24 protein-coding genes and 1 pseudogene are annotated in these 24,270 nt (G+C 66.3%); 21 read left to right on the top strand and 4 right to left on the bottom strand.

All coding sequences use genetic code 11. The features are described from left to right. The first annotated feature begins 105 nt into the window (after window positions 1–105). The 4 genes from O1Q96_RS37450 to O1Q96_RS37435 all read left to right on the top strand — a co-directional run bounded on the left by O1Q96_RS37450 (window position 106) and on the right by O1Q96_RS37435 (window position 5,469). On the top strand, window positions 106–1,656 hold the full coding sequence (locus tag O1Q96_RS37450) for a YfjI family protein (RefSeq protein ID WP_269252345.1): 1,551 nt from the start codon (window positions 106–108) through the stop codon (window positions 1,654–1,656). Between the two features lie 306 nt (window positions 1,657–1,962). Beyond that, the gene (locus O1Q96_RS37445) at window positions 1,963–2,154 is read left to right on the top strand and encodes a helix-turn-helix transcriptional regulator (protein ID WP_269252344.1); all 192 of its coding nucleotides are present in this window, start codon (window positions 1,963–1,965) and stop codon (window positions 2,152–2,154) included. After that, window positions 2,151–3,647 (top strand): tyrosine-type recombinase/integrase, encoded by a 1,497-nt coding sequence (locus O1Q96_RS37440; protein WP_269252343.1) that lies wholly within the window; start codon window positions 2,151–2,153, stop codon window positions 3,645–3,647. Before O1Q96_RS37445 ends, O1Q96_RS37440 begins: the two co-directional genes overlap by 4 nt. Window positions 3,648–4,167: 520 nt before the next feature. Beyond that, window positions 4,168–5,469 (top strand): GNAT family N-acetyltransferase, encoded by a 1,302-nt coding sequence (locus tag O1Q96_RS37435; RefSeq protein ID WP_269252342.1) that lies wholly within the window; start codon window positions 4,168–4,170, stop codon window positions 5,467–5,469. 1,013 nt (window positions 5,470–6,482) lie between these two features. Here O1Q96_RS37435 and O1Q96_RS37430 read toward each other — a convergent pair. Next, complete coding sequence (locus O1Q96_RS37430; protein WP_269253880.1) at window positions 6,483–7,721, bottom strand: IS701 family transposase; 1,239 nt, start codon at window positions 7,719–7,721, stop codon at window positions 6,483–6,485. A gap of 695 nt (window positions 7,722–8,416) precedes the next feature. Continuing rightward, window positions 8,417–8,809, bottom strand: a complete 393-nt coding sequence (locus O1Q96_RS37425; protein WP_269252341.1) for a helix-turn-helix domain-containing protein — start codon at window positions 8,807–8,809, stop codon at window positions 8,417–8,419. A gap of 459 nt (window positions 8,810–9,268) precedes the next feature. Here O1Q96_RS37425 and O1Q96_RS37420 point away from each other — a divergent pair, with 459 nt between their 5' ends. The 4 genes from O1Q96_RS37420 (at window position 9,269) to O1Q96_RS37405 (ending at window position 12,902) form a co-directional block, all read left to right on the top strand. Further along, window positions 9,269–9,823 carry a hypothetical protein gene (locus O1Q96_RS37420; RefSeq protein WP_269252340.1) on the top strand — a complete coding sequence of 185 codons (555 nt, stop codon included), beginning with the start codon at window positions 9,269–9,271 and terminating at the stop codon, window positions 9,821–9,823. Window positions 9,824–9,881: 58 nt separating this feature from the next. Continuing rightward, window positions 9,882–10,727, top strand: a complete 846-nt coding sequence (locus tag O1Q96_RS37415) for an SLATT domain-containing protein (RefSeq protein ID WP_269252339.1) — start codon at window positions 9,882–9,884, stop codon at window positions 10,725–10,727. 823 nt (window positions 10,728–11,550) lie between these two features. Beyond that, window positions 11,551–12,003 (top strand): GntR family transcriptional regulator, encoded by a 453-nt coding sequence (locus O1Q96_RS37410; RefSeq protein WP_269252338.1) that lies wholly within the window; start codon window positions 11,551–11,553, stop codon window positions 12,001–12,003. Then, on the top strand, window positions 12,000–12,902 hold the full coding sequence (locus tag O1Q96_RS37405) for a phosphotransferase enzyme family protein (protein ID WP_269252337.1): 903 nt from the start codon (window positions 12,000–12,002) through the stop codon (window positions 12,900–12,902). The genes O1Q96_RS37410 and O1Q96_RS37405 overlap by 4 nt, the downstream gene beginning before the upstream one ends. On the opposite strand, the gene O1Q96_RS37400 is transcribed toward O1Q96_RS37405, so the two are convergent. Further along, a complete protein-coding gene (locus O1Q96_RS37400) occupies window positions 12,899–13,507 on the bottom strand; it encodes an NsdA family TPR-like regulatory protein (RefSeq protein ID WP_483409986.1) in 609 nt (202 codons plus the stop codon). The two genes, O1Q96_RS37405 and O1Q96_RS37400, sit on opposite strands and share 4 nt — an antisense overlap. Here O1Q96_RS37400 and O1Q96_RS37395 point away from each other — a divergent pair. Together O1Q96_RS37395 and O1Q96_RS37390 are read left to right on the top strand one after the other, a co-directional pair. After that, window positions 13,506–13,793 carry a transposase gene (locus O1Q96_RS37395; RefSeq protein ID WP_269246258.1) on the top strand — a complete coding sequence of 96 codons (288 nt, stop codon included), beginning with the start codon at window positions 13,506–13,508 and terminating at the stop codon, window positions 13,791–13,793. The genes O1Q96_RS37400 and O1Q96_RS37395 overlap by 2 nt on opposite strands. Window positions 13,794–13,816: 23 nt before the next feature. After that, window positions 13,817–14,707, top strand: coding sequence for an IS3 family transposase (locus tag O1Q96_RS37390; RefSeq protein WP_269253549.1), 891 nt, complete (start codon window positions 13,817–13,819; stop codon window positions 14,705–14,707). Between the two features lie 30 nt (window positions 14,708–14,737). Here the strand turns inward: O1Q96_RS37390 and O1Q96_RS37385 are convergent, their stop codons facing one another. Beyond that, complete coding sequence (locus O1Q96_RS37385) at window positions 14,738–15,607, bottom strand: NsdA family TPR-like regulatory protein (RefSeq protein ID WP_331276087.1); 870 nt, start codon at window positions 15,605–15,607, stop codon at window positions 14,738–14,740. 342 nt (window positions 15,608–15,949) lie between these two features. On the opposite strand from O1Q96_RS37385, the gene O1Q96_RS37380 reads away from it, so the two are divergent. From O1Q96_RS37380 to O1Q96_RS37330, 11 genes and pseudogenes are all read left to right on the top strand, one after another. Continuing rightward, window positions 15,950–16,237: a hypothetical protein gene (locus O1Q96_RS37380; RefSeq protein ID WP_269252335.1), complete on the top strand. Its 288-nt coding sequence runs from the start codon at window positions 15,950–15,952 to the stop codon at window positions 16,235–16,237. Then, window positions 16,234–17,241, top strand: coding sequence for a DUF2637 domain-containing protein (locus tag O1Q96_RS37375; protein ID WP_269252334.1), 1,008 nt, complete (start codon window positions 16,234–16,236; stop codon window positions 17,239–17,241). Before O1Q96_RS37380 ends, O1Q96_RS37375 begins: the two co-directional genes overlap by 4 nt. Next, window positions 17,238–17,891 carry a GGDEF domain-containing protein gene (locus tag O1Q96_RS37370; RefSeq protein ID WP_269252333.1) on the top strand — a complete coding sequence of 218 codons (654 nt, stop codon included), beginning with the start codon at window positions 17,238–17,240 and terminating at the stop codon, window positions 17,889–17,891. Before O1Q96_RS37375 ends, O1Q96_RS37370 begins: the two co-directional genes overlap by 4 nt. Beyond that, window positions 17,891–18,274: an RRQRL motif-containing zinc-binding protein gene (locus O1Q96_RS37365; protein ID WP_269252332.1), complete on the top strand. Its 384-nt coding sequence runs from the start codon at window positions 17,891–17,893 to the stop codon at window positions 18,272–18,274. The genes O1Q96_RS37370 and O1Q96_RS37365 overlap by 1 nt, the downstream gene beginning before the upstream one ends. A 150-nt stretch (window positions 18,275–18,424) precedes the next feature. Further along, window positions 18,425–20,646: pseudogene (locus tag O1Q96_RS37360) on the top strand (cell division protein FtsK). Between the two features lie 142 nt (window positions 20,647–20,788). Then, window positions 20,789–21,082: a hypothetical protein gene (locus O1Q96_RS37355; RefSeq protein ID WP_269252331.1), complete on the top strand. Its 294-nt coding sequence runs from the start codon at window positions 20,789–20,791 to the stop codon at window positions 21,080–21,082. Between the two features lie 4 nt (window positions 21,083–21,086). Continuing rightward, a complete protein-coding gene (locus O1Q96_RS37350; RefSeq protein WP_269252330.1) occupies window positions 21,087–21,275 on the top strand; it encodes a hypothetical protein in 189 nt (62 codons plus the stop codon). A gap of 9 nt (window positions 21,276–21,284) precedes the next feature. Further along, a complete protein-coding gene (locus tag O1Q96_RS37345; RefSeq protein WP_269252329.1) occupies window positions 21,285–21,887 on the top strand; it encodes a hypothetical protein in 603 nt (200 codons plus the stop codon). Further along, complete coding sequence (locus tag O1Q96_RS37340; protein ID WP_269253983.1) at window positions 21,884–22,210, top strand: hypothetical protein; 327 nt, start codon at window positions 21,884–21,886, stop codon at window positions 22,208–22,210. The genes O1Q96_RS37345 and O1Q96_RS37340 overlap by 4 nt, the downstream gene beginning before the upstream one ends. Next, window positions 22,207–22,893 (top strand): nucleoside triphosphate pyrophosphohydrolase family protein, encoded by a 687-nt coding sequence (locus tag O1Q96_RS37335; RefSeq protein WP_269252328.1) that lies wholly within the window; start codon window positions 22,207–22,209, stop codon window positions 22,891–22,893. Before O1Q96_RS37340 ends, O1Q96_RS37335 begins: the two co-directional genes overlap by 4 nt. Window positions 22,894–22,984: 91 nt before the next feature. After that, complete coding sequence (locus tag O1Q96_RS37330) at window positions 22,985–24,265, top strand: DNA cytosine methyltransferase (protein ID WP_269252327.1); 1,281 nt, start codon at window positions 22,985–22,987, stop codon at window positions 24,263–24,265. The last annotated feature ends 5 nt before the right edge of the window (window positions 24,266–24,270 follow it).

Here is a 24,270-nt window from a genome sequence, read left to right as displayed (position 1 = left end):
CGTGGGCGGCCGAAGGAAGGTCGCCGAAGGCGTCCCTTCTGGTCCTTTCCCTCAGCGATCCCCGTCCCTTTACGCACCTCGTGACGCTGGAAGGAGGAACGCCTCATGACCGCACAGCCTGTGGACAGCCCCGACTTGTGGGCCGACCTGCCGAGCCTGCTCGATGGAGCTCTGCCGGACGTATGGGAGGACCCCATTCCTCTCTCCAGTCCACGCAAGCTGGCCGCCTTCCCACTGGACGCGCTGCCGGACTGGCTTGCGGAGTTCGTGGCCGCGGTCGCGGAGGAGACCCAGACCCCGGCCGATCTCGCCGGCTGCCTGGCACTGTCCGTACTGGCCACTGCCGCCGGCGGCCGGTCGGTCGTGCAGGTGCGCGGCAACTGGCGCGAGCCGACCAACCTGTACGTGGCCGTGGCGCTGCCGCCCGCCAACCGCAAATCGGCTGTCTTCGCACTGCTTTCCGACCCGCTGTTCGACGCGGAGAAGCGGCTCAAGGAGCTGGCAGGCCCGGCCATCATCGAGGCGGAGCTGACGGCCAAGTTGGCCAAGGAAGCGGCCGACAAGGCCACTGCCAAGGCCGCCTCTGCCAAGCCGGACGAGCGAGACGACCTGATCGCCAACGCCCTCGGACTGGCGCAGACGGCAGAAAGCGTCACCGTGCCGGCCGTGCCGCAGCTCCTGGCGGACGACGCGACCGCGGAAACCGTCACCTCCCTCCTGGCCGAACAGGGCGAACGCATCAGCGTCATGTCTGCCGAGGGCGAGATCTTCGACATCATGGCCGGCCGCTACAGCAGCGGCTCACCCAACCTCGGCATCTTCCTCAAAGGCCACGCGGGCGACCGGCAGAAGGTCAACCGGCAAACCCGCAAGGAGTACATCGAACACCCCGCCGTGACCATGGGTATCTGCGTGCAGCCGCAAGTCCTGGAGGCCATCGGCCGCAACGAGGTCGCCCGCGGCCGGGGCCTGCTCGGACGCTTCCTATACGCGCTGCCCGAATCCCTGGTCGGACGCCGCGACGTCGACCCCGACCCCATCCCCGAACCAGTCAAGGAGACCTACCGGCGCAACGTCATCGACCTGACGCTGTTCCTCGCCGACTGGACCGACCCCGCCCTCATCCAGCTCGCACCCGAGTCCGTAGCGGCTCTGCGGGACTTCCAGCAGCGAATCGAACCCCGGCTCGCTGCCCGTAGCGGCCAGTTCGGACACATCCAGGACTGGGCAGGCAAACTGGCCGGCGCCACAGCGAGGATCGCAGCCCTGCTGCATCTCGCCGCGCACCTCAATCAGGGCCACGCACTGCCCGTCGGCGAGGCCACGATGCACAACGCCATCGTGCTCGCCGAGTACTTCGCTAGCCACGCGCTGGCCGCGTTCGATGCCATGGGCGCAGACCCCACCACCGAACGCGCCCGCACCGTCCTGGAAGCTCTCCAAACCCACCGCTGGAACGAGGTGAGCAAACGCGACCTGATGGTCAAGCTCTCCCGCTCCGAGTTCCCCACCGCCGCGGACCTGGACCCGGTCCTGACCCTGCTGGAAGACCACGGCTACGTCCGCGCGCAATCCGTGGCCCGCACTGGAGGACGCGGCCGGCCGCCGTCTCCCCGGTACGCCGTCCACCCTCGCCTGGCTGACCCGACCACCTAAGAACCGCCACAGAAACCACAGAATCACAGAAATACCCCCGACAAGCTCCTGACCAGCACCGACAGTCGTCTCAGGGGCTCGCGGAGCGCTGCCACAGAAACCAATTGAGAAGCCACAGAAATAGCCCGGCACCGGCCCCATCGGCCGGCCTCTTATTTCTGTGGAACTTCCCGCGATTTCTGTGGCAGCACCCGCCAAGCGGCATCGCCGCAGGTCAACCAGCCAATCCCGGGTTTCTGTGTATTTCGTGGTTTCTGTGGCGGCCTCTTTCCCTTGCTCTCTTGCTCAAGGACTCAAGGAGGAGTCGTGGCCAAGCCACGCGACGAGATGTTGACCATCCCCGAAGTCATTGAAGAGATCGGTGTGCCGCGAGCGACGTTCTACCGCTGGCGTCAGCTCAGGAAGGGCCCGAAGGCCATCAAGCTCCCAAACGGCGCGGTGCGAATCCGGCGGTCGGACCTGGAGCGCTGGATCGAGACCCTGGAGGAAGCCGCGTGAATCACCGCAAGTCCAGCGAGATCTCGGGCGCCCGCATCGGTGGGCGCCCGTCCGGCCCCGAAACGCCCACGCTTTCCACCGACGTACGGGTGTGGAAGGTCAACAGGGTGAAGAGCAAGAAGGCGCCTTACCAGATCCGTTGGACGGTTGCGGGGAAGGTGAAGACGGCCAGCTTCGCCACCGTGGCGCTCGCTGAGAGCCGCCGCTCGGATCTGTGGCAAGCCATGCGCAAGGGCGACGCATTCGATGTGGACACGGGCCTCCCGGAGTCCGAACTCCGGGCTGCAGCCGCGAAGGAGAGCACGAAGCCCGATCCGTCATGGTGGGACTTCTGCCGCGAGTACATGGCAACCCGCTGGCGGACCACAGCAGCGAAGACGCGCGAGGGCATCGCGGACAGCATGTCCACGGTAGCGCTCGCCATGATGGGCGAAGGCACGAAGGCGCCGACGCTGGAAGAGGTGCGGTTGGCGGTGCGCTGGGTTGTTGTACCGGCTCACGAGGGCGAGGATCCCCCGCCTGAGCTTGTGGCCGCCTGCGCGTGGCTCGCCAACCGCTCGCTGCCCCTGTCGGCCCTCACAGAGCCGAAGGTGCTGCGCGATGTCCAGTACCGGCTCTCCTTCAAGCTGGACGACACCCCAGCTGCGGGGGAGACGTACAAGCGGCGCCGCCGGGGCTTCAACACGGCCATGGAGTACGCGATCGAGTCGGGCTATCTGGGAGAGAACCCGCTCGCCAGCGTGAAGCGGGCGGGGTCCAGGGGCGACGACGTGGTGGACCCTCGGGTCTTGGTGAACGCGAAGCAGGGGACCCAGCTGCTCACCGCCGTCTCGTACGTGGGGTCCGTTCATCGCAACCGCGGGCGCCGACTGGTCGCGTTTTTCGGCTGCCAGCTCTACGCGGCGATGCGGCCGGCCGAAGCGGTCGGGCTACGTGAGAAGGACTGCTACCTTCCTGAGAAGGGGTGGGGAACCCTCACCCTCCGTGAGACGCGCCCCGTGTCCGGCAAGAAGTGGACAGACTCGGGCAGGCGCCACGACAAGCGGGGACTCAAGTCACGCGCGGCCAAGGCGGATCGGCCCGTGCCTGTACCACCGTTGCTGGTCGCGATGCTCCGGGACCACATCGCGGAGTTCGGCACGGCCAGGGACGGCAGGCTCTTTTTCAACGAGCGCGGCGACGTGCTCGGCACCTCCAGTTACTGGAGAGTCTGGCAGGAAGCGCGCCCCATCGCGCTACCGCCCGACAAGGTGGCGTCCCCACTCGCGCGCAGACCGTACGACCTGCGGCACACCTGCATCACGAACTGGCTGAACGCCGGAGTCCCAGTCGCCGAAGTCGCTCGCCGCGCGGGCAACTCGCCGGAGGTCATCCACCGCCGCTACGAGGGATGTATCGACGGGCACGAGGAGCTGAACAACAAGAAGATCGACAAGGCGATGGGATGGGGCAGCGATGCTGAGGAGGAAGACGTGGGGGAGCCCGATCAGTGAGCCGTGATCACGGTTGACACCTCACTCGCCACTCACTCGCGATCAGCGATAGAGAACGATAAAGAGCCGGACTCAGTAGGACTGAGTCCGGCTCTTTATGCATGGCATTCGCCCAGCTCAGCGCTTGATTCGACTGGCTGATCAGCGAGTGCCCCCGGCAGGATTCGAACCTGCGCACACGGCTCCGGAGCACAATCAGAGTTCGGCTTGCGAATGGGCCCTGACCAGTAGGTTCCATGATCCCTGGAGGTGTGTGGTGCCCTCTTGTATCGCAGATAGTGCGAAGTAGGAAGTCGCCTCCGGCTCCTGCGCCCGATGAGAGGTCGGCTTCGCCGACGGGCTGCAACATCCGGGGTGTTGCAGCCCGTCGGTAGCTGGACAGCCGGACGACATCGGGGTGCTGGCACCGAAGCGTGATTGAGCCGATCAGGACTTGCCCCAGGTCCGCGCCCTTCCCGAGGCTCGCAGGGACAGGAATGATCGGTCTGACCGATCCGGCTAGAGCTATGGAGCAGAGTGCATGACCGAGCGGACCATCCACCTTGTCGCTGATGCGAGTAGCCGGGACACACGGAGGATCCATATCCGGCCCTCACGCCAGTTCGCCATCATCCAGCTTGACCGAGACAGCTACGTCGATGCGGAATCCTCACGGGGCGGCGAAAAAGATCTGCCGGCAGACTACTTAGCAGCAGTCGACAGGGTGCGTTATGCGGCAATGAACCGGATTCGGTACGAGGGTTACCAAGGGACCTTCTTCTGGGGGAACGGCCCTCGTTGGCTCGACTTGTGCGCTCGGTTTCGAGACGTTGAGGCTACGGTCGAAGCTTTGCGGGCCGCAGAACTCGAAAATGACTACAGCAAACTGCACGCCATCGCCGAGCGGCTCGCGCTGCCCGTCGATGAGTGGCTTGCTCCTGGTGAGCGAGAGCTGATCCGCGGAGTCGACTTCGATTCACCCCCAGGAGTGTTTCTGAAGTTCCTGCGAGCTAAGGCAACGGACTCCGGCCTGCGCCTCAATGGTCGGGCGACAGCTGGCAGCGTCTGGGTTCGCCCCACACTGCCAGCGGTTCAGAAGCAGATTCGGGAGATGTTCCCCGAGCAGCATCCGGGGTGGGTAGACCGTTGGACCGGTTACGTCGAGTCGGATGATGCACCCTTCCGGCCTTGGGTAGGAGGCGGTGGCGAGGACCTTAGCCGTGGCGCGATCCCAGTCCAGTTCCAGCAGTTGGAGACACCGAGTAGCGACAAGTGCCCCTGTGGCATGCGTTTTCGGGATGTAGACGACGATGACAACGTCCACCGCGTGCATCATGCGTCTTGGGCCCTAGGTGTTCGAGTGCCGAAGGGACTTGACTGGTGGGGTGACCTGGCAGTTGTCGCGACGCAGTCACCGATTTCGTGGCGGAGATTGGCCCACCAAGTGGCGCGTATGCCGCAGAGGGAGGACAGCTACGACTTCCCGTCGTGGTCCCATGTCGGTGAACCTGAAGTGACTACGGACAACTATCGTGCGTATCTGTTGAAGGTAGACGAGTGCATCATTGGCTACGTGGCCGCCCAAGACACTAACGAGCACCGCCGTTGGGATCTCATCGACGGGTCCCCGTACGGCGATGAGGACGCCACCCTGCGCCCTCGAATCGTCCTAATTTGGGTAGCGGACGTCTACAGGCGTCGTGGCATTGGTGCCACGCTCGTACAGGCACTCGCCACTGACTTTGGATGCAAGGTTTCGGATGTGTCCTGGTCGACTCCCGTAAGCGCCGCGGGCCGGCGTCTTGCTCGCCGTCTCTCACCCGATGGCATATGGGTCAGCTGAACAGTCGTACAACACTCCGGAGAGATTGTGCCGTTCAATGCTGATGCCTCATCTGACCTGCAACGCAATGCGATCCAGGCTGCACGGTGGCCTTGGTTGTGTCGGAGGTGTGTCGCAGAAGCGAGGAGGAGACGCCGAGCGGTTTAAGAAGGGCGAGTCACACAGGGCTGCCAGCACTTGGACCAGCAGGCGGTATGGGGGGTGCGCCAGCCGAGGTGGCCGCGTTCATTACTGACTGATGTGCCCGTGCAACAGCTCGCATCTGTGAGGCGTCATTGCGGCGCAGCACAAAGACTGACGCCAGTGCAATGACGCTAGGGCCAGACAGAATGCCTGCGAGGACAGGCTGGTTGTTGCTCCCCACCACGACGGCGCCAGCCAGCATGCCGATGGTCACTACGAAACCGGCGATGAGGCCACACATGTACAACCGATGTGCGCGACCAGCTTCCGATTCTTGCGCGGCAAGGCGCATGTGTTCCATCTGCGCTTCGTGTTCTCTTTGAAGCTGCGGTTCCAGTGCTTCCAGAGCAATCTTTAGGTGCTCGGCTGGCAACTCAGCCCACTGCTTGGCTATTCCGAACCCGGCTGGTTCTTGCTTCCAGTCTCTCCAACTTGCTGTCACCGGACCCCACCCCCGTCCTTTGCGCCAACAGGCTGCACGGAGAGTGAATCAGGGGGCGGTCCGAGACGTTGGAACAGAGCCTCAAGGCCGTCAGCGATGCCCGTCGAATCAGGTGTCTCAACTGCGGCTAGGCCCACAATAGGAGCAACTTCCGTTCGAGCTGCCCAACTTCCTCGGGCGTATAGCCGCGGTGTACCCATGTCGAGATGGGCGGAGTGAGCATGGGAAATTTGGATCGCTTCCATGGTCATGTCGTGGCGCATCTCTGAGCGGCTCCAGGCGCGCTCGGCCAGCTCCCACATAGTCGTGAGATGGACAGGGTTGGTACCGGTCACTTCGGCCAGGGCGACAATCGCGCCCCTAGTACTCCAGCCGTAGATCGTGATCTTCACGTCTGGCTTGCGGCTTGCCTCCGGTAATGGCCGGCCCGAGCACGGGCCTGGTGGCGACGTCGCCAGGCGGACCAGGCGAGCCGGTGGGCCACGTCGTGCACGGGCCGGACGACCAGCATCGTGAACAGTCGCTGGATCTCGTTGCAGGTGAGGGGGATCAACCCGTCCGGGGTGGGATGGCGAACGTGTTCGTCAGCGCGGACCACGGCGAGGAAGGCGTGGGCGAGCATGGCCAGGGTGACCCAGCGTGACCACGAGGTATAGCGGCGGACCTGGTGTTCGTCCAGTCCGGCCAGGCCCTTTCCGGCCTGGAAAGTCTCTTCCACCCGCCATCTGGACCCGGCGACGCGGACCAGCGTGGCCAGGGGCACCGGGGCGGGCGAGAAGCAGCGGTAGTAGGCGAGTTCACCGGTGGTGCGGTTGCGGCGGATCAGCAGCTGGTGACTTCCGGGCCGTACTTCGGCCAGGTCGATGACGGCCCAGTCGTAGAAGCGGTGCCCCTTGGCGCCAGACCCTGCTGACAGCTTCTGCCAGGCTCGCTTCGGCACCTTCGCGGCCAGGGCGTCCGCACGGAACTTCCCGGCACCGGAGGTGACTTCGTGAGAGCAGGCGATGGCAAGCACGTAGCCGATGCCGCGCTCCTGCAGCGCGGACCGCAGCGTCGGGTTGCCGCCGTAGACCTCGTCCCCCGTGACCCAGCCCACGTGGTGCCCGGCGTCGAAGAACCGGCTGATCATGCGGGCGGCCAGTTCCGGCTTGGTCGCGAAGACGGTGTTCTCGCCCAGCCCAGCGGCCCTGCAGCGGTCCGGGTCGCACGTCCACGAGCGCGGGATGTACAGCTCGCGGTCCACCGCCGCGTGCCCGCGGCGGCCGGCGTACACGAGGTAGACCGCTACCTGTGCATTTTCGATCCTCCCGGCGGTTCCGGTGTATTGACGCTGGACGCCCACAGTGTGTGTGCCCTTCTTTACGTCCCCGGTCTCGTCGACCACCAGCACCGCATCCTCGTCGTGCAGATGCTCCAGCACGTACTCACACACGTCATCACGCACGCGGTCGGCATCCCACCTGGCCCGGCCGAGCAGGTGCTGCATACCGTCCGGGCTCGTCTGCCCAGCCCACTCGGCGATCGACCAGCAGTTCTTGCGCGGGAGGTCTGACAGCAGCCCGAACAACATGGCCTTCGCCTGGCGCCGTGGTTCAACCCGCGCGAACCGGCCCGATATCCGGCCCATCAGGGCCTCGAACGCGTCCTGCCAGCGGGCAGGGTCTACACCGTGGCGCGCGGCCACCGCACTATCTTGAAGAGTCCACACACCTCACCAAGATCACGCGGTGGCCGTCCTGTTCCCGCGGCGAACGACGAGATCACGGAGTCGTCCTGATACTTGGGCCCGGCCCCGGCGGATCCCGAGCAGAAGATTGCCGGACGCTGGCAATGTGCGAAGGTCCGCCGTACATGCATGCTGATGTCCGCCGACAGAAACGGGGGCGTCAGTGGAAGCAACCACAACCCGCAGCGTGGCACGTGCCCGCATCGGATCGGGCCTGGCGGTGACGGTTCTTCTGCTGCCTCTCGGTGGCTACGGGCTGGCCAGGGCGGGGGTAGCCCCGGACGGCGCACCCATCGTGCTTGGCCTGCTGTCCATGATCACCGGCTTCGTCCTCCTACCCGCGTTGTGCGAGGAGCGAGCCCCGTTCCGGCACTCATCGTCGCACCTGACTGCGCGCACCTTGACCGGCGAGCGGTCCGTCGATCTCAACCAGATCACCTCCGTCCGACTGCTGACGACCTTCTCGTACGGCAGCGCGTACCGGACGCTGTGGGTGCGCGACGCCGACGGTGTGCGCCTGGGTATCACGACCGAGAGAAGCCGCAGGAAACTACGCCGAGCGATCGAGAAGGCGGACGCGAACGCCGCGCGAGGTGTCACCGGGCCCCATGTGAGCCGTGCGGCCCGGGCGCATCTGGGCCTTGCTCCAGGGCGAGGGCTCGTCGCCCATACGGTTCTTTCTTTTCTGCTTCTGACCGTGGCCGGGAGCCTGTACGTGGTTGCTGTGCTCCAACTCGGCGGACAGTAAGCCCTCCCCGTAGTGCCTGACGAGCCCGCCACAGCCACGCGTGATCACGATCTACGGCTGGAGTACTAGGCGCAAGGAGCCGGCCGTTGAGATACCGCTCCCAAGACGCCTTGCTGTAGCCCGTGCGGTCGGCTACTGCGGCGATGCTCAGCCCGCTGCGATCGACGAGCCGACGCAACTGACCGGCGAATTCTTTGACCTGCGGATCAAGTTCATCCGGCAACGCCCTCCATCGAGGCACGCCCCACCTCACCTCTCAGCTCCCCCACACACTGTGGCCGACAATGCTGATCCAGGGAAGGGCGCGACACCTTGACCCTTCAGTGTTCGTACCCAAGCTGGTATCAGGCCGACCGGCTGGCCTCGCACCGTCATCGCCGACACGCGACCAGGCGGTGTGTGAATGTCTCGGAGTGATCGTGCCGTTCAGGCTTCCTAACACCTCTGACCTGCGGTGACGGTCCGTGAGGAGCAAGCTATGGCGCAAGGTGTGTCGGAACTTCCTGGATCGCCCCGCTTCGATGTCCGTCCTGTGAAGCAGGCTGAGCATGGATCGTTGTTCCGAAGCGCCCGTCAGGACACGAGGCCCGCTTCCGGCGCGGTGAACGTAGGGGAATTACAGACCCTCACTCCTACCACCGCAGCGGACAGTACGATCTTCGATCGGGTCGGATGAACCGTCGTCGCTAGGGGGTACACCGTGGCTACTTCAATCACTCCGTGGTGGGCAACGCCCGCGCTGGCTGGCATGCTCGCGCTGATCGGCGTAGCCATCGCTCAGGCCATTGCACTGCGCACGGAGCGGCGCCGTCGAGATCGAGAAGACCATCACAGGCTGGCCACGCCTCTCCGCGAGACGTCGTTGAAGTACATTTCAGCCTTAGGGTCGTATGCCACCTACATAACCAGTCTGAACGTCGGCCGCGTGTTGATCACAATGCAACCGGCAAAGGTGGACGACCCTTTTTGTGTATACAGCGAACGCTCGCGCGCGGTCCATGATGCGATCGCAGATCTGACGCTAACAGCCACCTCTAGCCTGATCGCTGCTGCGGAGAGATTCAATGAACCGTGGAGCGAGTTCAATCGTGCTGCTCAGGGTGTCCCTGTAACTGAGCAGATGAAATATGCCCATGCTGATGATATCTACAATCTGATCGCTCCGTTTAGAAATGCGGTTCGTTCCCATCTGGGGCTTGATGCGTTGTCTGAGGTTTCGCGCAGTAGTCTGGCCGCGCCAGCGCCTGAAGCGTAGCGTTTAACACGGAAATCGTGACGACCTGTGGTGTGTTGTAAAGGAGGGTTGTGCGGGAATGGTAGAACCGGGGAACGTCTCTAGTGGTGGTTCCACTACTGATGCGCTAATCGGGCATCGCCGCGAGATCGCTGATCTGTTGCAGCGCATCAAGAATCGCCGCCTTCAGGTCTTCGGGCTTTATGGCACTCCGGTTGTTCTCGTTGTTACGCTCCTAGTGTGGGCGGGTTTGAAGGTGTTCATTTGGTTGGACTCGAACATGCCATCCGCGATAAATGGAATATTTACTGGTGCCGCATTCATTTTTTTGATGGCTGCGGTAGCCCAGGCGGTGGCCGAATTCGCGGATAGCAGTCCCTGGACAGATTCTGAGACGTCTGTCAGAGAACTCAAGCTCGACCTCACCTTGGCTGAGGAACGCCACATCCTTGAAGCCAGACGGCACACCCCTCCCGCAATGGACCGGCAGGCGTCGTATAAGGAGAGAATCCCGGGCGAGATTGTGCGATTGCGTAAAGAGTCGCGTCACTATCGGCGATTACACCTGCTAATGCAGTGGCTTCTTTTTATTAGCTCTTCGGCGATTTCTGCAGTCACCGCCTGGTATGATCCGCCGCAACCGGCAAAGGGAGTTCTCATTGGCCTGGGTTTCACGGTTACGGTGATTACGGCGGCGACTGGATATTTCAAGCCTCGTGAGAGAGCCTTCAATCTTCAGCAGACCGCTGACAGTATCGAGCAGCACACTACCGCCCTCGAACTAGGGATCGCCCCATATGGTGCGGCTAGCGAAAATGAGAATCTTGGACTATTCGCTGCCACCGTTGAGGGAATGCGTGCAGAGCAGCGTATGCGAGAACAGCAACTTGATCAGCCGCAGCAAGGCCAGCAGCAGGTCATCTAGCTGCCTGAGTGTGACGCTGCACTGACCGCGGTGTTCGGAAGTCGTATCCGGCTCCTACGCCCATTGAGAGGTCGGCTTCGCCGACGTGCTGCAACACCCCGGGTGTTGCAGCCGCTTGTGCCTCAATTTGCCACTCGCGCAGTCGGGTAGATCCGCTTGCTGACAGCGTCGCTGTCAGTGCGGCATCGTACGATCCCTGAACACGTGGAGGTCAAATGCCTGAAGGATTAGGTGAGTTCAGATGGTGGTGGATCAAGATGAGGAACCCGAGAGAAGAGAAGTTCTTCCTCTACTACCCGAACAGTGGGGTTGCAGATTCCCAAGTCTTGCGAGTATGCGAGCGAGACGGCGTTGAGCATGCAATCTTGATCTGGAACATCTGCCATGTGTGCCGCTGTGGTGTGATCGCGAAAATTTCAATGATTCCTGAATGGCAGCGCCAGGGGTTGGGGCGCCGACTCGTGCAGTGGGCCCTACGCGGCGGCCCTGGTTACAAGTGGGTCACATCGAGCCAATCACCGGAAGGCCAACAGTTCTTCCCGGCTTTGGCGAGCGAGACCGGCACCGCCCTTACCAACAGGGGGGAGGCCTGCGCGCATATCGACATCGCGAACCGGTCGTTCCCCAGGCCCCAGCTCGTACGCAGTATTTGAGTTCGCCTCCGACCGGACACCCCGGACAGTCGCTGTAGTGGCTGTCCGGACCGTTTATGCAGGTGAGAGGCTTAACCGGACAGTCGGACAGGTGGGACACTATGGGTTCGTCTGCCGGGTAGTGGGACGCTAGTAGGGGAAGCAGCCGCGTAACTGGAAAGGAAGGCCACGTGCCGCAGGCCAGTCCGCGAGGTAGGTACTTGGAGGTCTCTGATTCTCTGCGCCAGGAGATCAAGGAGGGCAAGATCACCGAGAGCCTGCCGTCTCAAGCGAAGCTCATGGGCACGCACCGCGTGAGCCGCAGCACCATCGAGCGGGCTCTTGGTGTGCTTAAGGGTGAGGGCCTGATCGAATCCGTCCAGGGGGCCGGTTGGTACGTGGCGGGGAGTGGTGACCGTCGCCCGCTGGTTGAGAGGGTGACCGACCTCTTGCGGGCCGACAGCGTCGGGGTCGGGGACCGCTTCCCGACTGAGAAGGAACTGTGCGAACTGTTCGGCGCATCGCGGACCGCTGTCCGCTCTGCCATCGCGCAAATGGAAGGTCAGGGGCTCATCGGCAGGGGGGCAACACGAGGGCGGGAAGTACGCGCTCTACCCATCGGACAGGGGGACGAGACGGCATGACCACGAGTGAGCGCACCGTGTTCGACGCGGACGCGGCAGAAGACATCTTGCGGAGGGCGTGCGCCCTCGCCGATGTCGAGCCGGACGGTCTCAAGTTGCTGAGGTTCGGGGACCACGCAGTGTTCCGTATCGACGGCGGCCGGATCGTCTCCCGCGTTGGCCGTAGCCCCGACCGGCTGCCGTCTGTGCGGAGGGAGGTGGCCGTGGCGGGATGGCTCGCGGCCGAGGGGTATCCGGCGGCGCGACTTGTCACGGAGGCTGAACAGCCCGTCGTCGTCGCAGGCCACCCTGTGACCTTTTGGGAAGGGCTCGCCGATGGCGACACGTACGCCAGTACGCGCAAGATGGGCGAACTGCTGCGGAGGCTTCACGAACTGGTTCCTCCGTCCTTTTCGCTGCCTCCGCTTCGCCCTTTCGACAAGGTCGCCCAGCGCTTGGAGCGTGCCGCGATCCCGGACCGGACCCGCGCGTATCTCGACTCTCTGACGGAGGAATTGGCAGCCGAGTACGACCGTCTGCGGTTCGCTCTTCCAGCGGGCGCCTTGCACGGAGACTTCAACGTCGGCAACGTCCTGCTTGACGCTGCAGGGGGCGCAAAGGTCATTGACCTGGACGGCTTCGCCACAGGGCCGCGTGAGTGGGATCTCATGCAGACAGCGATGTACTACGACAGCTTCGGCTGGCACACAGAGGCCGAGTACGTCGACTTTGTTGAGAGCTACGGCTTCGACGTTCGGCAGTGGTCGGGGTACGCCGTACTCCGCAGCGTCCGCGAACTGCTCATGGTCACGTGGCTTTCGCAGAACGCCGGCACGAATCCGCGAGCGGCCGAGGAAGTTGAGAAGCGGGTGGAGAGCCTGCGCTCAGGCGGCTCGCGCCGCGACTGGGCGCCGTTCTAGAACTGCTTCCCGACCTGTTGCCAGAGGCGGAAGCTGCGGGCCTGTTCCGTGAAATCGCGGAACTCCGCGGCCCGCTGCATGCTGTCAGTGATGCGCCCCTGGAGCTCTCGTACGTACTGCACACAGCGCGCAGACTTCAGCCCTTCGCCGAGCCGTAGAGCGCTCAGCGCGATGTCGAAGCCTTGGCTGGCCTCGCCTTGGTTGATGTAGGCCTCAGCTTGCACCATGGTCGCGAAGAAGTCGCTGCGGTTGTTCAGGCCGTCGCCGAAGATGGAGCCCGCGCCCCGTTCCGTGGCCTGTACGGAGCGCCCGAGGTCGCGGAAGCAGTGCCCGAACTCGGCTGCCAGCTCCACTTCGTCGAAGTAAGCGATGTATGCCGGATCGCTGTCCGCGGTGCGCATGCTCAGCTGACGTTCCGCCTCGGACAGGGCGAGGTCGCAGCCCTCCGCGTCGCCCAAGCGCGCCAGAGCCCGTGCTTCCATCGCGCGGAACTGTGCAGCCATTGTAGGTGTGAGTGAGGTTCCCCCTGTCGGCCGGACAGCTTGATACTGGGACGGATGGTCCCGGAGGAAGCAGTCAGAGGTAGTGGGTAACAAGAGCAACATGAGCAAGCGGTACACGGCCGAGTTCAAGCGGGACGCGGTCGCCCTGGCGTTGTCCTCGGAGAAGACGGTCACTGAGGTCGCGCGGGATCTGGGCGTGAGTCCGGAAGGGCTGCGCGGGTGGGTGAAGCAGGCGAAGGCCGACCGCGGTGAGGGGCCCGCCGGGGCTTTGACCACTGCGGAGCGTGAGGAGTTGGTCCGGCTGCGGCGGAAGGTTCGCGAGCAGGAGGCCACGATCGAGGTTCTGGGAAAAGCGACCGCCTTCTTCGCTCAGGACAAGATGAGGTAGACACCGCGGCACGGTGTCGTTTCATCGATGCGGAGAAGGCATCGGAGGGTAATCCTGCAGGTCAAAGCATTGCGTTTCTGTGCCGTGTGCTGGGAGTGCCCCGTTCCACCTACTACGCGCACAAGGCGTCACGGCCGGCCCGGACGGTGCGGGAGCGGGCCGAGGAGGTACTGGTGGGCGAGATCCGGGTGTTTCACGCCGGATCTCGCGGTGCCTACGGGGCCCCGCGGATCCACGCCGCCCTGCGGCGGGCCGGGCGGGTGGTGAACTCCAAGAAGGTCGAGCGGTTGATGCGCAGGCACCGGATCGTCGGGATCACCCGCCGCCGGCGGCGGGGCCTGACCCGGCAGGCGAAGCGGGCGGTGTTCGCGCTCGACCTGATCGGCCGGGACTTCACCGCGCCCCGGCCCGGGATGCGGCTCGTCGGCGACATGACTGAACTCAGCACGCTGGAAGGGAAGTTGTATCTGGCGACCTGTATCGATCTCGCGACGCGGGAGGTGGTCGGCTGGGCGGTGGCCGACCACCACCGCGCCGAGCTGCCGGTCAATGCCCTGCGGATGGCGGCCGGGCGTGGCGGCCTGGAACACGGTTGCATCATGCATACGGATCGCGGCAGCGAGTACACGAGTGACGAATTCCGCACAGAAATACGCAAGTTGCGCATGAGGCAGTCGATGGGGCGCGTCGGTTCTTGTTACGATAATGCCGCCGCGGAGAGCTGGTTCGCCCTCCTGAAAGCGGAGATCGGGACGACCATGTGGGAGACCCGCGAGGCCGCCCGGGCCGACGTTTTCCGCTACGTCGAGGTCGAGTACAACCGCAGTCGGCTCCGTCGGCACCCCGACTACGGGTACGTCACCCCGCTCGAAACGAGATCCTTGCTCAGGCAGAGCCTCGTCCCGGCAGCGTAAACACCCGCTGTCCAGTTCGCGGGGGGAACTTCAGAGGCTCGCGGCCGGACCCGTGAGCGCGGCACGTGCCAGAGTTGCGGCCTCGCGGTAGCGGCCGACGAAGGTAGCTTGATGGCTCATTGCGGAGAGGATGCTGCCACCGAGTAGCCGGTCACCGGCCGCTTGGGCCATGCGCAATGCCTGGATGAAGTAGCGCTGGGCGATGCCGTGCAAGCAGCTGTCGTACGACATCCATCCGGCGAGCATGAGCGCTTCGGCTACTGCCGAGTGGAGTTGCTTGCCCACGGCGTCGGAGTACTTGCCGTCGAGCATGGGCCGTACGTCCGTGTGCAGGTACTGAATTAGCGCGCGTCGCGCGTGGCCCCCGCCGAACTTGCCGTCGAGCATGCTGAACGCGTCGGCCGTCGAGCGGATCATGTCGACGTCCACGGCGCCGACGGACCGGTTGCCCAACCGCGTGAGTTCGCCGTCCGGCGGAGAGACGAGCCACCGCAAGGAGGCTTCGTTCCACGCGGCGGAGTCCGGCAGCGCTCGAACCAGCGGTTCGGCTTCGGCGAGGTCGGCGCGCCAGAGGTCCGCCACGGTGGCGGTGACCGACTCGGGACGGTCCGCGAAGTCGAGGCCAAGGTCAGGTTGTACGGCGGAGACCGCCGCCTCGCCCATCCCGATGTCATCAATTGCGAGTTGGCACCCCAGCTTGCGCCCGATGGCATCGGCGATGAAGCGAGGCATGTCGCCGCGCGGGATAGAGCCCTTGAGCCATCGGCTCACGTAGGTGTGGTCACAGGTGATGTCGGCACCGGATCGGGCAGCAGCGACGACCACCGCGCGGGCGAGTGACTTGTGTGAGAAGCCGCCCTCATCCATGAGAGCGGCCAGTTTGGCATTCCTGTCTGCCACGGATCCCCCAGGAGCGGCCGAAGTCTCAGCTTGACTCACCGTCACTCTACGCAGGTCAGGTCAGGTGTGCAGAGGGTTCGCCCACAGGGGTGCACGAGTGCACCCCCAAGTGCACGCTCCCGAAGTCCCTCCCCTTTGGCGATGGTTGAGTCACCGCCGCGGGGCAGATCGGCGGTTCCGAGATCGAAAGCCAGAGCGCTTGACGACGCGGAATCGATCTGTCAGCTTGAGTGGTAAGTAATACACACCACGCATTGTGGGGTGTGGCCACGGCATCGGGACTCCCCAGCAAGGTCGCCCGCCGCCGCGGCTCTCCCTGTTCCTTCGACTCAGGAGAGCAACTTGCGCATCTACATCGGCCACCAACAGGCCATCTCTGTCGAGGACTTCGCGGAGTTGGCGCTGGGCACCCCGGTTGAGCTGTGGCTCGGGGTCGAGGGCGAGACGGACGAAGAGCGCGCGGCCCGTGAGGACGCGGCGCGCGACATCCTCGCCGAGAACCCGGACCTTCCCGACGGCTTGATCCGCATGGCCGCGCAGGTCATCGAGCAGAACCCTGACCTGTTCGACGTCATCCCGCTGACCCGCCCCACCCATCGCCGCACAGCGCGCAAGGGGGTGGCGGCATGACGACCGTGCAGACCATCGAGTCTTCAGCCGTGCCGCCGTTGACGAAGCCTGAGATGGGGCTCGCCGGTATCGGCGCGCTCGCGGCGGCCGGTGTCGGTGCGCTCGGTCTGATCTCCTCCTTCGACGCCGTGTCCGAGGCTGCGACCCGTTGGGGGTTCAGCGAGGCGTGGATGCTGCCGGTCGGTATCGATGTGGCTATCCCGGTATTCACTGTGGCCAACCTGCTGTTGATCCGGATGGACATGGCGCTGGCGTGGGTGCGGTTCGTGCCCTGGGTGCTCACCCTGATCACCTGCGGGCTCAACGTCGCTGCCGGACACGACGTGTGGGCGAAGGTCGCGCACGGCACGATGCCGTTGCTGTGGGTGGTGTTCTCCGAGATCGGCGCCCACATCTACGCCGTCCGGATCGGCGCCGCCACCGGCCGCCGCATGGAAAAGATCCGGTTCTCTCGCTGGCTGCTCGCGCCGCTGTCGACGTTCGCGCTGTGGCGGCGGATGACGCTGTGGGAGGTCACCTCCTACAGCGTGGCACTCGCCTGCGAGCGGGAGCGGCTGCTGTCCCGCGCCGACCTGCATGAGCGGTTCGGCTGGAAGTGGCGTTGGAAGACCCCGCGGCGCGAGCGCGTGATGCTGCGGACGGGCGAACTCGCCCCCGCCACCGACCAAGACACGCCCGTACCGCCCCCGGTGGGGAATCGGCCGGCACAACCGCCCGTGGTCACGCCGCGCCCGCGCCGTCAGCCCAAGCCGAAGGGCAAGGGCAAGGGCACTCCACAGCGTTCCTTTGAGGAGCTGCTGAGCGAGGCGCGCACGCTCACCGCGGAGTGGACGGATGCGGAGCTGAACGCGGAAGCGGTCCGTACCGCGGTGCACTGCTCGGCCGCCAACGCCCGCAAGCTGCGCGACGCGTTGAAGGCCGAGCGTGCCGACGGGCGCCCGCTGCACGCCGTAGAGGCCGCACCCGGGGCGACCGACGAAAGTGGCGAGGGGGCGGCGGCATGAGCACCCTGACCACGGTCCTGCTGTCCACGCTGCCCCTGGCCGCGGGTTGGGCGTTTCATGTCTGGTGGCTGCGCGCTCGCCTGCACACCGCCCGCCGTGACCCGCTCACCGGCTTACGCACCCGCGACGGGTTCACCCGCCGCGCTACGGCGCTCCTGAAGGACCCGCGCGCGGTGGTGGTGCTGGCCGACGTCGACCGCTTCAAGCAGATCAACGACACCCACGGCCATGACGCCGGGGACGCCCTGTTGAAGGCGACCGCGGCGCGCCTCGCCCACCACGTCGGCCCGTCCGGAGTTGTTGGACGGCTCGGGGGTGATGAATTCGCCGCCGTCGTCATCGACGACCACGGGACCGCGGCGGATCTGCTCGCCGTCCTGCACGGCGTGCTCGCGCGCCCGGTCGACGGCCAGGACCCGGACATACACACCACGGTCTCGCTCGGCTGGGTCCGCGCCGCCGACTTCCCTGCCAATGACCTGTCCGGTCTGTTGCGGCAGGCGGATGAGGCGATGTACGCGGCCAAGCAGGGCCGTGCCGGTCTGCGCCGCGCGGGACTGGGACGGCTGTTCGCCACCGTCACCGGCCGCCGCTCCGGCCGCACCGGCGCCCGCACTGCCGGCGAGCAGTATGGGGCGGTGGCCGCCTGATGTCCGCCGTCTACGGCAAGTGCTTCGACCCGACCGGCGCCCGCTACGGCGTGCCCACCTACCCGTGGCGCCTCGCCCCGGACGGATACGCCACGCGTCGGCAGCTCCGCGTGAAGGGGTTGCGGCCGGGCGGGCAACAGATACAGGCGCAGGTGATGCGGGCCAACCGGCGCGCCGGTGGCGTCCGCGTCGCGTACCTCTACCGCGTCGACCTGGCCAAGCCGGTCCGACCGATGACGTCGCGCAAGTGGGGCGCGCTCGCGCTGGCGATGCTCGCCCGCCGCACCTGCCCGCGCTGCCGGATCGATGTCGGCTACTGCATCCCGACCTCGTACGGCATCTGCGGTCTGTGCATCGCCCTCGAAGAACAGCGCGTCGCCTGACCAGACAGGAGCCCCGGCAGCCATGCCGCGAGGGCGCCGGATCGAATCCGGCCCGGGGCACGCACGAACCGCACCACACGGGCCCGACCGCTCACCTCTCACAGCGTCGGCCGGGCCCGCTCACCCTCCCTTTCGGAAGGAACCCCCTCAGTGAACCAGCCCGACGACAACGAACTGTTCAACCGGCTCGAAGCCGAGATGGGCGCCGACTCCGGCGCGGACGTGGTCGACCTCGACAAGGCTCGATCCGCCCGCGACCAGTCGACCAACCCAACCGTCGCCCCGTCGCCCGACTCCCGCACGACCGAGTCGGGTACGGGGTCGGCCGACCCGGACGATGAGGAGTCGGGCGACCGAGTCGCCCGACGGGTTCCGGTCGACCGGCCCGACCTTCCGGCGCCGGGGATCACCACCTACAAGCGGCGGCCGATTCTGCCGAGTTGGCTCACCTCGAAGCCGGGGTTCGTGTCGACCGCGCAGCGGGCCACCGGTAACGCCTTCTACGCCACCGCGTTCCACGGCATCCGTACGCCCTGGTACGCCCTGCAGCTCACCCTCAACTCGCCGACCGGGGCGGCCCGTTTCGTGCGGGACACCAACCGGTGGGTGTGGGACGCCGAGGGTGCCCCGCTGCGTGCGTACGAGGTACTGCACGAGAACACCGCCGAGTACCTGAAGCTCTCCCGCCAGCGCGACGGACGGGTGCGGCTGCGGGTCCTGGTCACCACGGTCGCGGTCATCTTCGGAGCTGCGTTCGCGCTGACCCTGTACGTGATGGCCCCGGTCTGGCTGGGGGTGCTGGCCGCGGCTGCGGTGCTGGTCGCCGGGTTCTGGGGACAGCCCGCGGATCATCCCGTGATCGGGCCCGCGGTCCTGAAGACCGAGATTCAGAAGCTCACCGGCCCGATCGTGCTGCGAGCGCTGGACAACATCGGCAACCCGAAGCTGACGGCCGCCATCAAGAAAGGCGGCGACATGAACGGCATGCGCTTCACCAGCGAGATCACCCGCGACGGACCCGGCTACCGTGCCGACCTGGACCTGCCCTGGGGTGTCACTCCGGAGGACATCATGGAGGCGCGTAAGCCGCTCGCGTCCGGGCTGCGTCGCAAGGTCGGTTGCGTGTGGCCGTCGGCCGATCCGGATGAGCACGAGGGTCGGATGATCCTGTGGGTGGGCGACAAGCCCATGAACGAGACGACCAAGCCTGCGTGGCCGCTGCTGAAGTCGGGCAGCGTGGATCTGTTCAAGCCGGTCGTGTTCGGCAACGACCAGCGCATGGGCGACGTGGACGTGACCCTGATGTTCGCGAGCGTGGTTGTCGGCTCGATCCCGCGCATGGGCAAGACGTTCCTGATGCGGCTGTTCCTGCTCATCGCCGCTCTCGACCCGCGCGCCGCGCTGTACGCGTTCGACTTCAAGGGCACCGGCGACTTCGGCGCACTCGAACCGGTCTGCCACCGCTACCGGGCCGGAGACGAGGACGAAGACATCCTCTACGTCCTGGAATCGCTGCGGGAGCTGCGCGCGGAGCTGCGCAGGCGGGCGAAGGTCATCAAGTCCCTGCCGCGCTCGCGCTGCCCGGAGTCGAAGGTCACCCCCGAGCTGGCCAACGACAAGTCCCTTGGGCTGCACCCGATCGTGGCCGGGTTCGATGAGTGCCAAGTCCCCTTCGAGCACGAGAAGTACGGCGCGGAGATCGAAGCCATCGCCACCGACCTGGGCAAGCGCGGTCCGGCGCTGGGCATGGTGACGCTGTTCGGCACGCAGCGGCCGGACGCCAAGTCACTGCCCACCGGCATCAGCGCCAACGCCGTGCTCAGGTTCTGCCTGAAGGTGATGGGGCAGCCCGCCAACGACATGGTGCTCGGCACCTCGATGTACAAGCCGGATACCGGGCCACCATGTTCTCCCGCTCCGACCGCGGAATCTGCTGGATGGCCGGCGAGGGCGATGACCCGCGCATCGTCGCCTCCGCGTTCGTCGACGCGGTCGGAGCCGAGAAGGTCGTGATCCGCGCCCGCAAGATGCGCGAGGAGTACGGCAACGTCACCGGTCACGCGATCGGCCAGGCACCCGAGAGCGGCGAAGCTGCCTTCGACCTGCTCGCCGACATCCTCAGGGTCGTTGCGGCCGATGAGGACAAGGTGTGGAACGAGAAGGTCGCCGCCCGCCTCGCCACGCTCCGGCCGGAGATCTACGGCGGCTGGAAGGGCGAGACGGTCACCTCGAACCTCAAGCCGCACGGCGTCACCGTCCAGGACGTGTGGGGCACGACCGACAAGGGCAAGGGCACCACCCGCCGCGGCATCGCCCGCGCCGACATCACCACTGCCATCACCCAGCGTGACGGAAAGCGGTCCGGAGGCTGACCGCGCACCGCTGCTAGGTCTAGCACCCGCCGCTGCTAGACCTAGCAGCCTCTCTAGCACCCCAAACCGGCTCTGATCAGCAACCTCGCACCTAGCACCCCACCTGCGAGAACACCCGGAAACCCGCCTGGAAGGGCACCCCATGACCCTGATCCTCCTTGCTAGCGCCTGCCTGCTCACCGTCACTCTTGGTTACGTCAGTCTGTGTGCGTCGAGCCCGTACGGCGACTGCCGCAAGTGCCGCGGCTTCGGCTTCGCGATGAAGACCGACCGCAAGGGACGGCTCAAGCGCGGCAAGACCTGCCGCCGCTGCAAGGGCCACGGCAAGCGCATACGCGTCGGCCGCCACCTCTACAACCTCTGGCTGCACGTCTACCGCGACGGCAGCACCACCCCCGCCCCCGCCGCTGCCAAGCGGCCCGCCCCGAAGGGATAACCCGATGGCCGTCACCGTCTCCCTGGTCGCCCTGTTCGGCCTGGTCCTGTTCTTCCTGCTCCGCTCCAAGACCCTCGGCTACGGCTCCGCGTTCATCGCCGTCATGTTCGGCTTCTACCTCGCCTCCACCGGCGCCTCCGGCCCCATGAACGAGCTGAGCACCGCCGTCGTCAACGCCCTCGGCAACATCTAGGAGCCCGCCGTGAACGAGCAGATCGTGGCGCGCCACTGGCTCGCCCTCATCGCCCCCAAAGCCGCACCCGCCATCGCCACGTCCACCGTGCTGATCCTGGCCCGGATCTGGAACGCGAATGGCGCCGAACACTCCATTGGCAACGCGGTGTTGATGACCGCGCTGTCCCTCGCCGCCGCGGCGGCCGGGGCATGCGCGAGCGTCGGCCGCGCCGGAGACCCCGTCATTGCTGGAACCGCGTTCGCCGCCTCCGGCGGGCTCGCTCTGGCGGGCGTGGGTGGGTACGCCGACGGGCTGTCGCTGCCGTTGCTGCTGTGGGTGCTCGCGACCGCCATCGCCTACGGGCTCGCCGCCCGGTACTGGCGACAGGACCGCCGCACGGCGCTGTCGTACGAGCGGCACGTGAGCGAGCGGCGCGAGGAGCACGCCCACATCGAGCGCGTGGAAACCATCCGCGGCACAACACAGATCGAGGTGGCCCGCACCGGCGCCGCCTACGCCGAACAGCTCGCCGCCGCGCTCACCGCCCGCGCGATGCTGCCCGGCTTCGACCCCACCGCGCTGGACGCGGCTGGCCTGCCGGAGCTACCGACGCACCACCGCGCCGCATGAACGCGGGCGCGATGCGCCTACTGATCTGGCGCGAGGCACTGCACTTCGACCGGTTCGAAGACCTTCCCTGCGTCCTGTGCCGCAAGCCCACGCCGATGCGCTCGCACGCCGACGAGCCCGTCCACAAGGTGTGTGCAGAGCGGTGGAACCACACCCACCCCGACGCACCCCGCCACCGCGCCGGCACTCGCGATCTCGGCACCCACCGCTTCCACGACGACACCCCCACACCCAGCAAGACCAACGTGCGGTACCTGCCCGAGCGGACCGCACCCACCTCCCTGCCACTCCAACTCGGCACCCCTGAAAGGAAGTCCGCATGAGTACCGCTCTGTGGCCCGCAACCCACCGCATCGCCACCACCCTCAACGAGGCCAACGGCACCGACGACAAAGAGATCTCCGCACGCCTGCTGAAGGTGACGGAGGAAGCAGGAGAGGCCGCCGCCGCATACATCGGCATGACGGGCCAAAACCCCCGCAAGGGCATCACGCACAGCCGCGCCGACGTGGCCGACGAACTCTGCGACGTCATCATCGCCGCCACCGTCGCCCTTCACTCCTTCACCGACGTTGCCCCCGCCGTGCTGGACGCCAAGCTGCACGCCGCAACGCGCCGTCTGCACGAGGCCGAGGTGTGGCTGACGGCCTGGCCGACACCGAAGAACGCCTACGCCACCGCCCCCGACATCACCGAAGAGATCGCATGGACCGCAGCAGCGGCCAGGACAGTGATCACCCACTCACAGGACGACGATGTGAGCCGTGAGTACTGGCTGCGCAAAGCCGCAGTGCTGGACCGCATCGTCCTGAGCTACGAGGCCGACGGAGTCCCCAACGGCAGCGACGACATCGCAGCCAATGCCGCCCGGCAGCTCATCGCGGCCGACCGGGAAGGCCACGGTGACTACTACGGCGACCCATACGGGCCCGACGACCCGGCCACCATCGCCCACCCGCGCGGCTACGTCCGCCAGGAATACGCCCGTTGGGCCAAGAACCAGTAGCAACGCCGCGGCGGCGGGACTCCCCAGCAAGGTCGCCCGCCGCCGCGGTTCTCCCTGCCAATCCGAAGTCAGAAACAGGAGAACCCCCAGCATGACCCATCCCACCGCCGTGCCACCGGAAGGCGGCAACGTCAGCTTTTGCACCGGCTCCGCCGCGCTGGATCAGGCCGTAGAAGCGGCCACCGGCCTGCCCACCGTCCTGGTCGGTGAGAAGGACCCGGCCGCCTCCCGGCTGCTGGCCGCGCGCCTGCCACACGCGCGGAACCTGGGTGACATCACCGCGGTCGACTTCGCGGCGCTGGCCGCCACGATGCCGCGCCCGGCGTCGTTGACCGCCGGCTTTCCCTGCCAGGACATCTCCAACGCCGGACCTCGGGGAGGGATCGCCGGTGACCGCTCAGGACTCTGGAAAACCATCGCCCAAGCCATTCGCCACCTTCGACCCCGGCTCGTCTTCCTGGAAAACGTCGCAGCCCTGCGAAGCCGGGGACTCGACGTCGTCGCCGCCGACCTGGCCGCGATCGGGTACGACGCGCGATGGATGTGCCTACGCGCTGGAGATCCCGAAGTCGGAGCCTGCCACCGCCGGGACCGCTGGTTCGCCGTCGCGTATCCCGCTGCTGAAGACCCCCACCTCCCAGCTCGGCAGGAACGGAGGACCGCAGCACCCGGACAAACGCAAAGCCGGCGGACACGGGCCCACGCTGGAGGACGAAGTGGTCTTCTTGCTGCCCCCGACCGAGGCTTGAGGCTGCTGCCGACCCCGACCCCGGCCGCCGCCGACGGAGCCGGCGGCCCCGGCACCTCCCCCAAACGCCAGGGCGGGATGAACCTGCGCACCGCCGTCACCCTCCTGCCCACTCCCGCCGCGCGCGACTGGAAGTCCGGCGCCTCCAACCTCCTCGGCACCAACTCCCGCCCGCTCAACGAGGTAGTGGTGAACCTGCTGCCGACCCCCAAGGCATCCGACGGACCGCACGGCGGACCCAACCCGCGCGACACAGCGGGCAACTACTACCTCCCCGGCCAAGCCGTGCGCCTGGACGGGGAATGGGTCGCCACCAACGGCACCGACTACGGACCGGCTATCCGCCGCTGGGAGCAGGTGCTGGGACGCCCCGCACCGGAGCCGACCGAGCCCGGTACCAAGGGCAACCGGCGCCTGTCCCCGGCATTCGTGGAATGGATGATGGGCGCCGATCCCGGCTGGGTCACCAGCCCGGAGCTGGGCCTCTCCCGCTCCGACCAGCTCAAGATCCTCGGCAACGGCGTCGTCATCCACCAAGCCGCCCTCGCCTACCGCACCTTGCTCGCCGCCGGCTCCGCAACCGCGGACCTTGGCCCGGCCCAGCTCGCCCTGGACATCGCCTAGCAACG

The organism is Streptomyces aurantiacus, assembly GCF_027107535.1.
GTDB lineage: Bacteria > Actinomycetota > Actinomycetes > Streptomycetales > Streptomycetaceae > Streptomyces.
Note: the sequence above shows the minus strand (reverse complement) of the source record. Positions and strands in the feature narration are given on the sequence as shown.

Bases quoted from the DNA above. Each gene is read 5' to 3' on its own strand.
- O1Q96_RS37350 (WP_269252330.1), top strand. From the start codon at position 21,087: ATGGCCGTCACCGTCTCCCTGGTCGCCCTGTTCGGCCTGGTCCTGTTC.
- O1Q96_RS37375 (WP_269252334.1), top strand. From the start codon at position 16,234: ATGACGACCGTGCAGACCATCGAGTCTTCAGCCGTGCCGCCGTTGACG.
- O1Q96_RS37355 (WP_269252331.1), top strand. From the start codon at position 20,789: ATGACCCTGATCCTCCTTGCTAGCGCCTGCCTGCTCACCGTCACTCTT.
- O1Q96_RS37450 (WP_269252345.1), top strand. From the start codon at position 106: ATGACCGCACAGCCTGTGGACAGCCCCGACTTGTGGGCCGACCTGCCG.
- O1Q96_RS37370 (WP_269252333.1), top strand. From the start codon at position 17,238: ATGAGCACCCTGACCACGGTCCTGCTGTCCACGCTGCCCCTGGCCGCG.
- O1Q96_RS37340 (WP_269253983.1), top strand. From the start codon at position 21,884: ATGAACGCGGGCGCGATGCGCCTACTGATCTGGCGCGAGGCACTGCAC.
- O1Q96_RS37430 (WP_269253880.1), bottom strand. From the start codon at position 7,721: ATGGGCCGGATATCGGGCCGGTTCGCGCGGGTTGAACCACGGCGCCAG.
- O1Q96_RS37365 (WP_269252332.1), top strand. From the start codon at position 17,891: ATGTCCGCCGTCTACGGCAAGTGCTTCGACCCGACCGGCGCCCGCTAC.
- O1Q96_RS37405 (WP_269252337.1), top strand. From the start codon at position 12,000: ATGACCACGAGTGAGCGCACCGTGTTCGACGCGGACGCGGCAGAAGAC.
- O1Q96_RS37395 (WP_269246258.1), top strand. From the start codon at position 13,506: ATGAGCAAGCGGTACACGGCCGAGTTCAAGCGGGACGCGGTCGCCCTG.
- O1Q96_RS37435 (WP_269252342.1), top strand. From the start codon at position 4,168: ATGACCGAGCGGACCATCCACCTTGTCGCTGATGCGAGTAGCCGGGAC.
- O1Q96_RS37330 (WP_269252327.1), top strand. From the start codon at position 22,985: ATGACCCATCCCACCGCCGTGCCACCGGAAGGCGGCAACGTCAGCTTT.
- O1Q96_RS37415 (WP_269252339.1), top strand. From the start codon at position 9,882: ATGGTAGAACCGGGGAACGTCTCTAGTGGTGGTTCCACTACTGATGCG.
- O1Q96_RS37335 (WP_269252328.1), top strand. From the start codon at position 22,207: ATGAGTACCGCTCTGTGGCCCGCAACCCACCGCATCGCCACCACCCTC.
- O1Q96_RS37400 (WP_483409986.1), bottom strand. From the start codon at position 13,507: ATGTTGCTCTTGTTACCCACTACCTCTGACTGCTTCCTCCGGGACCAT.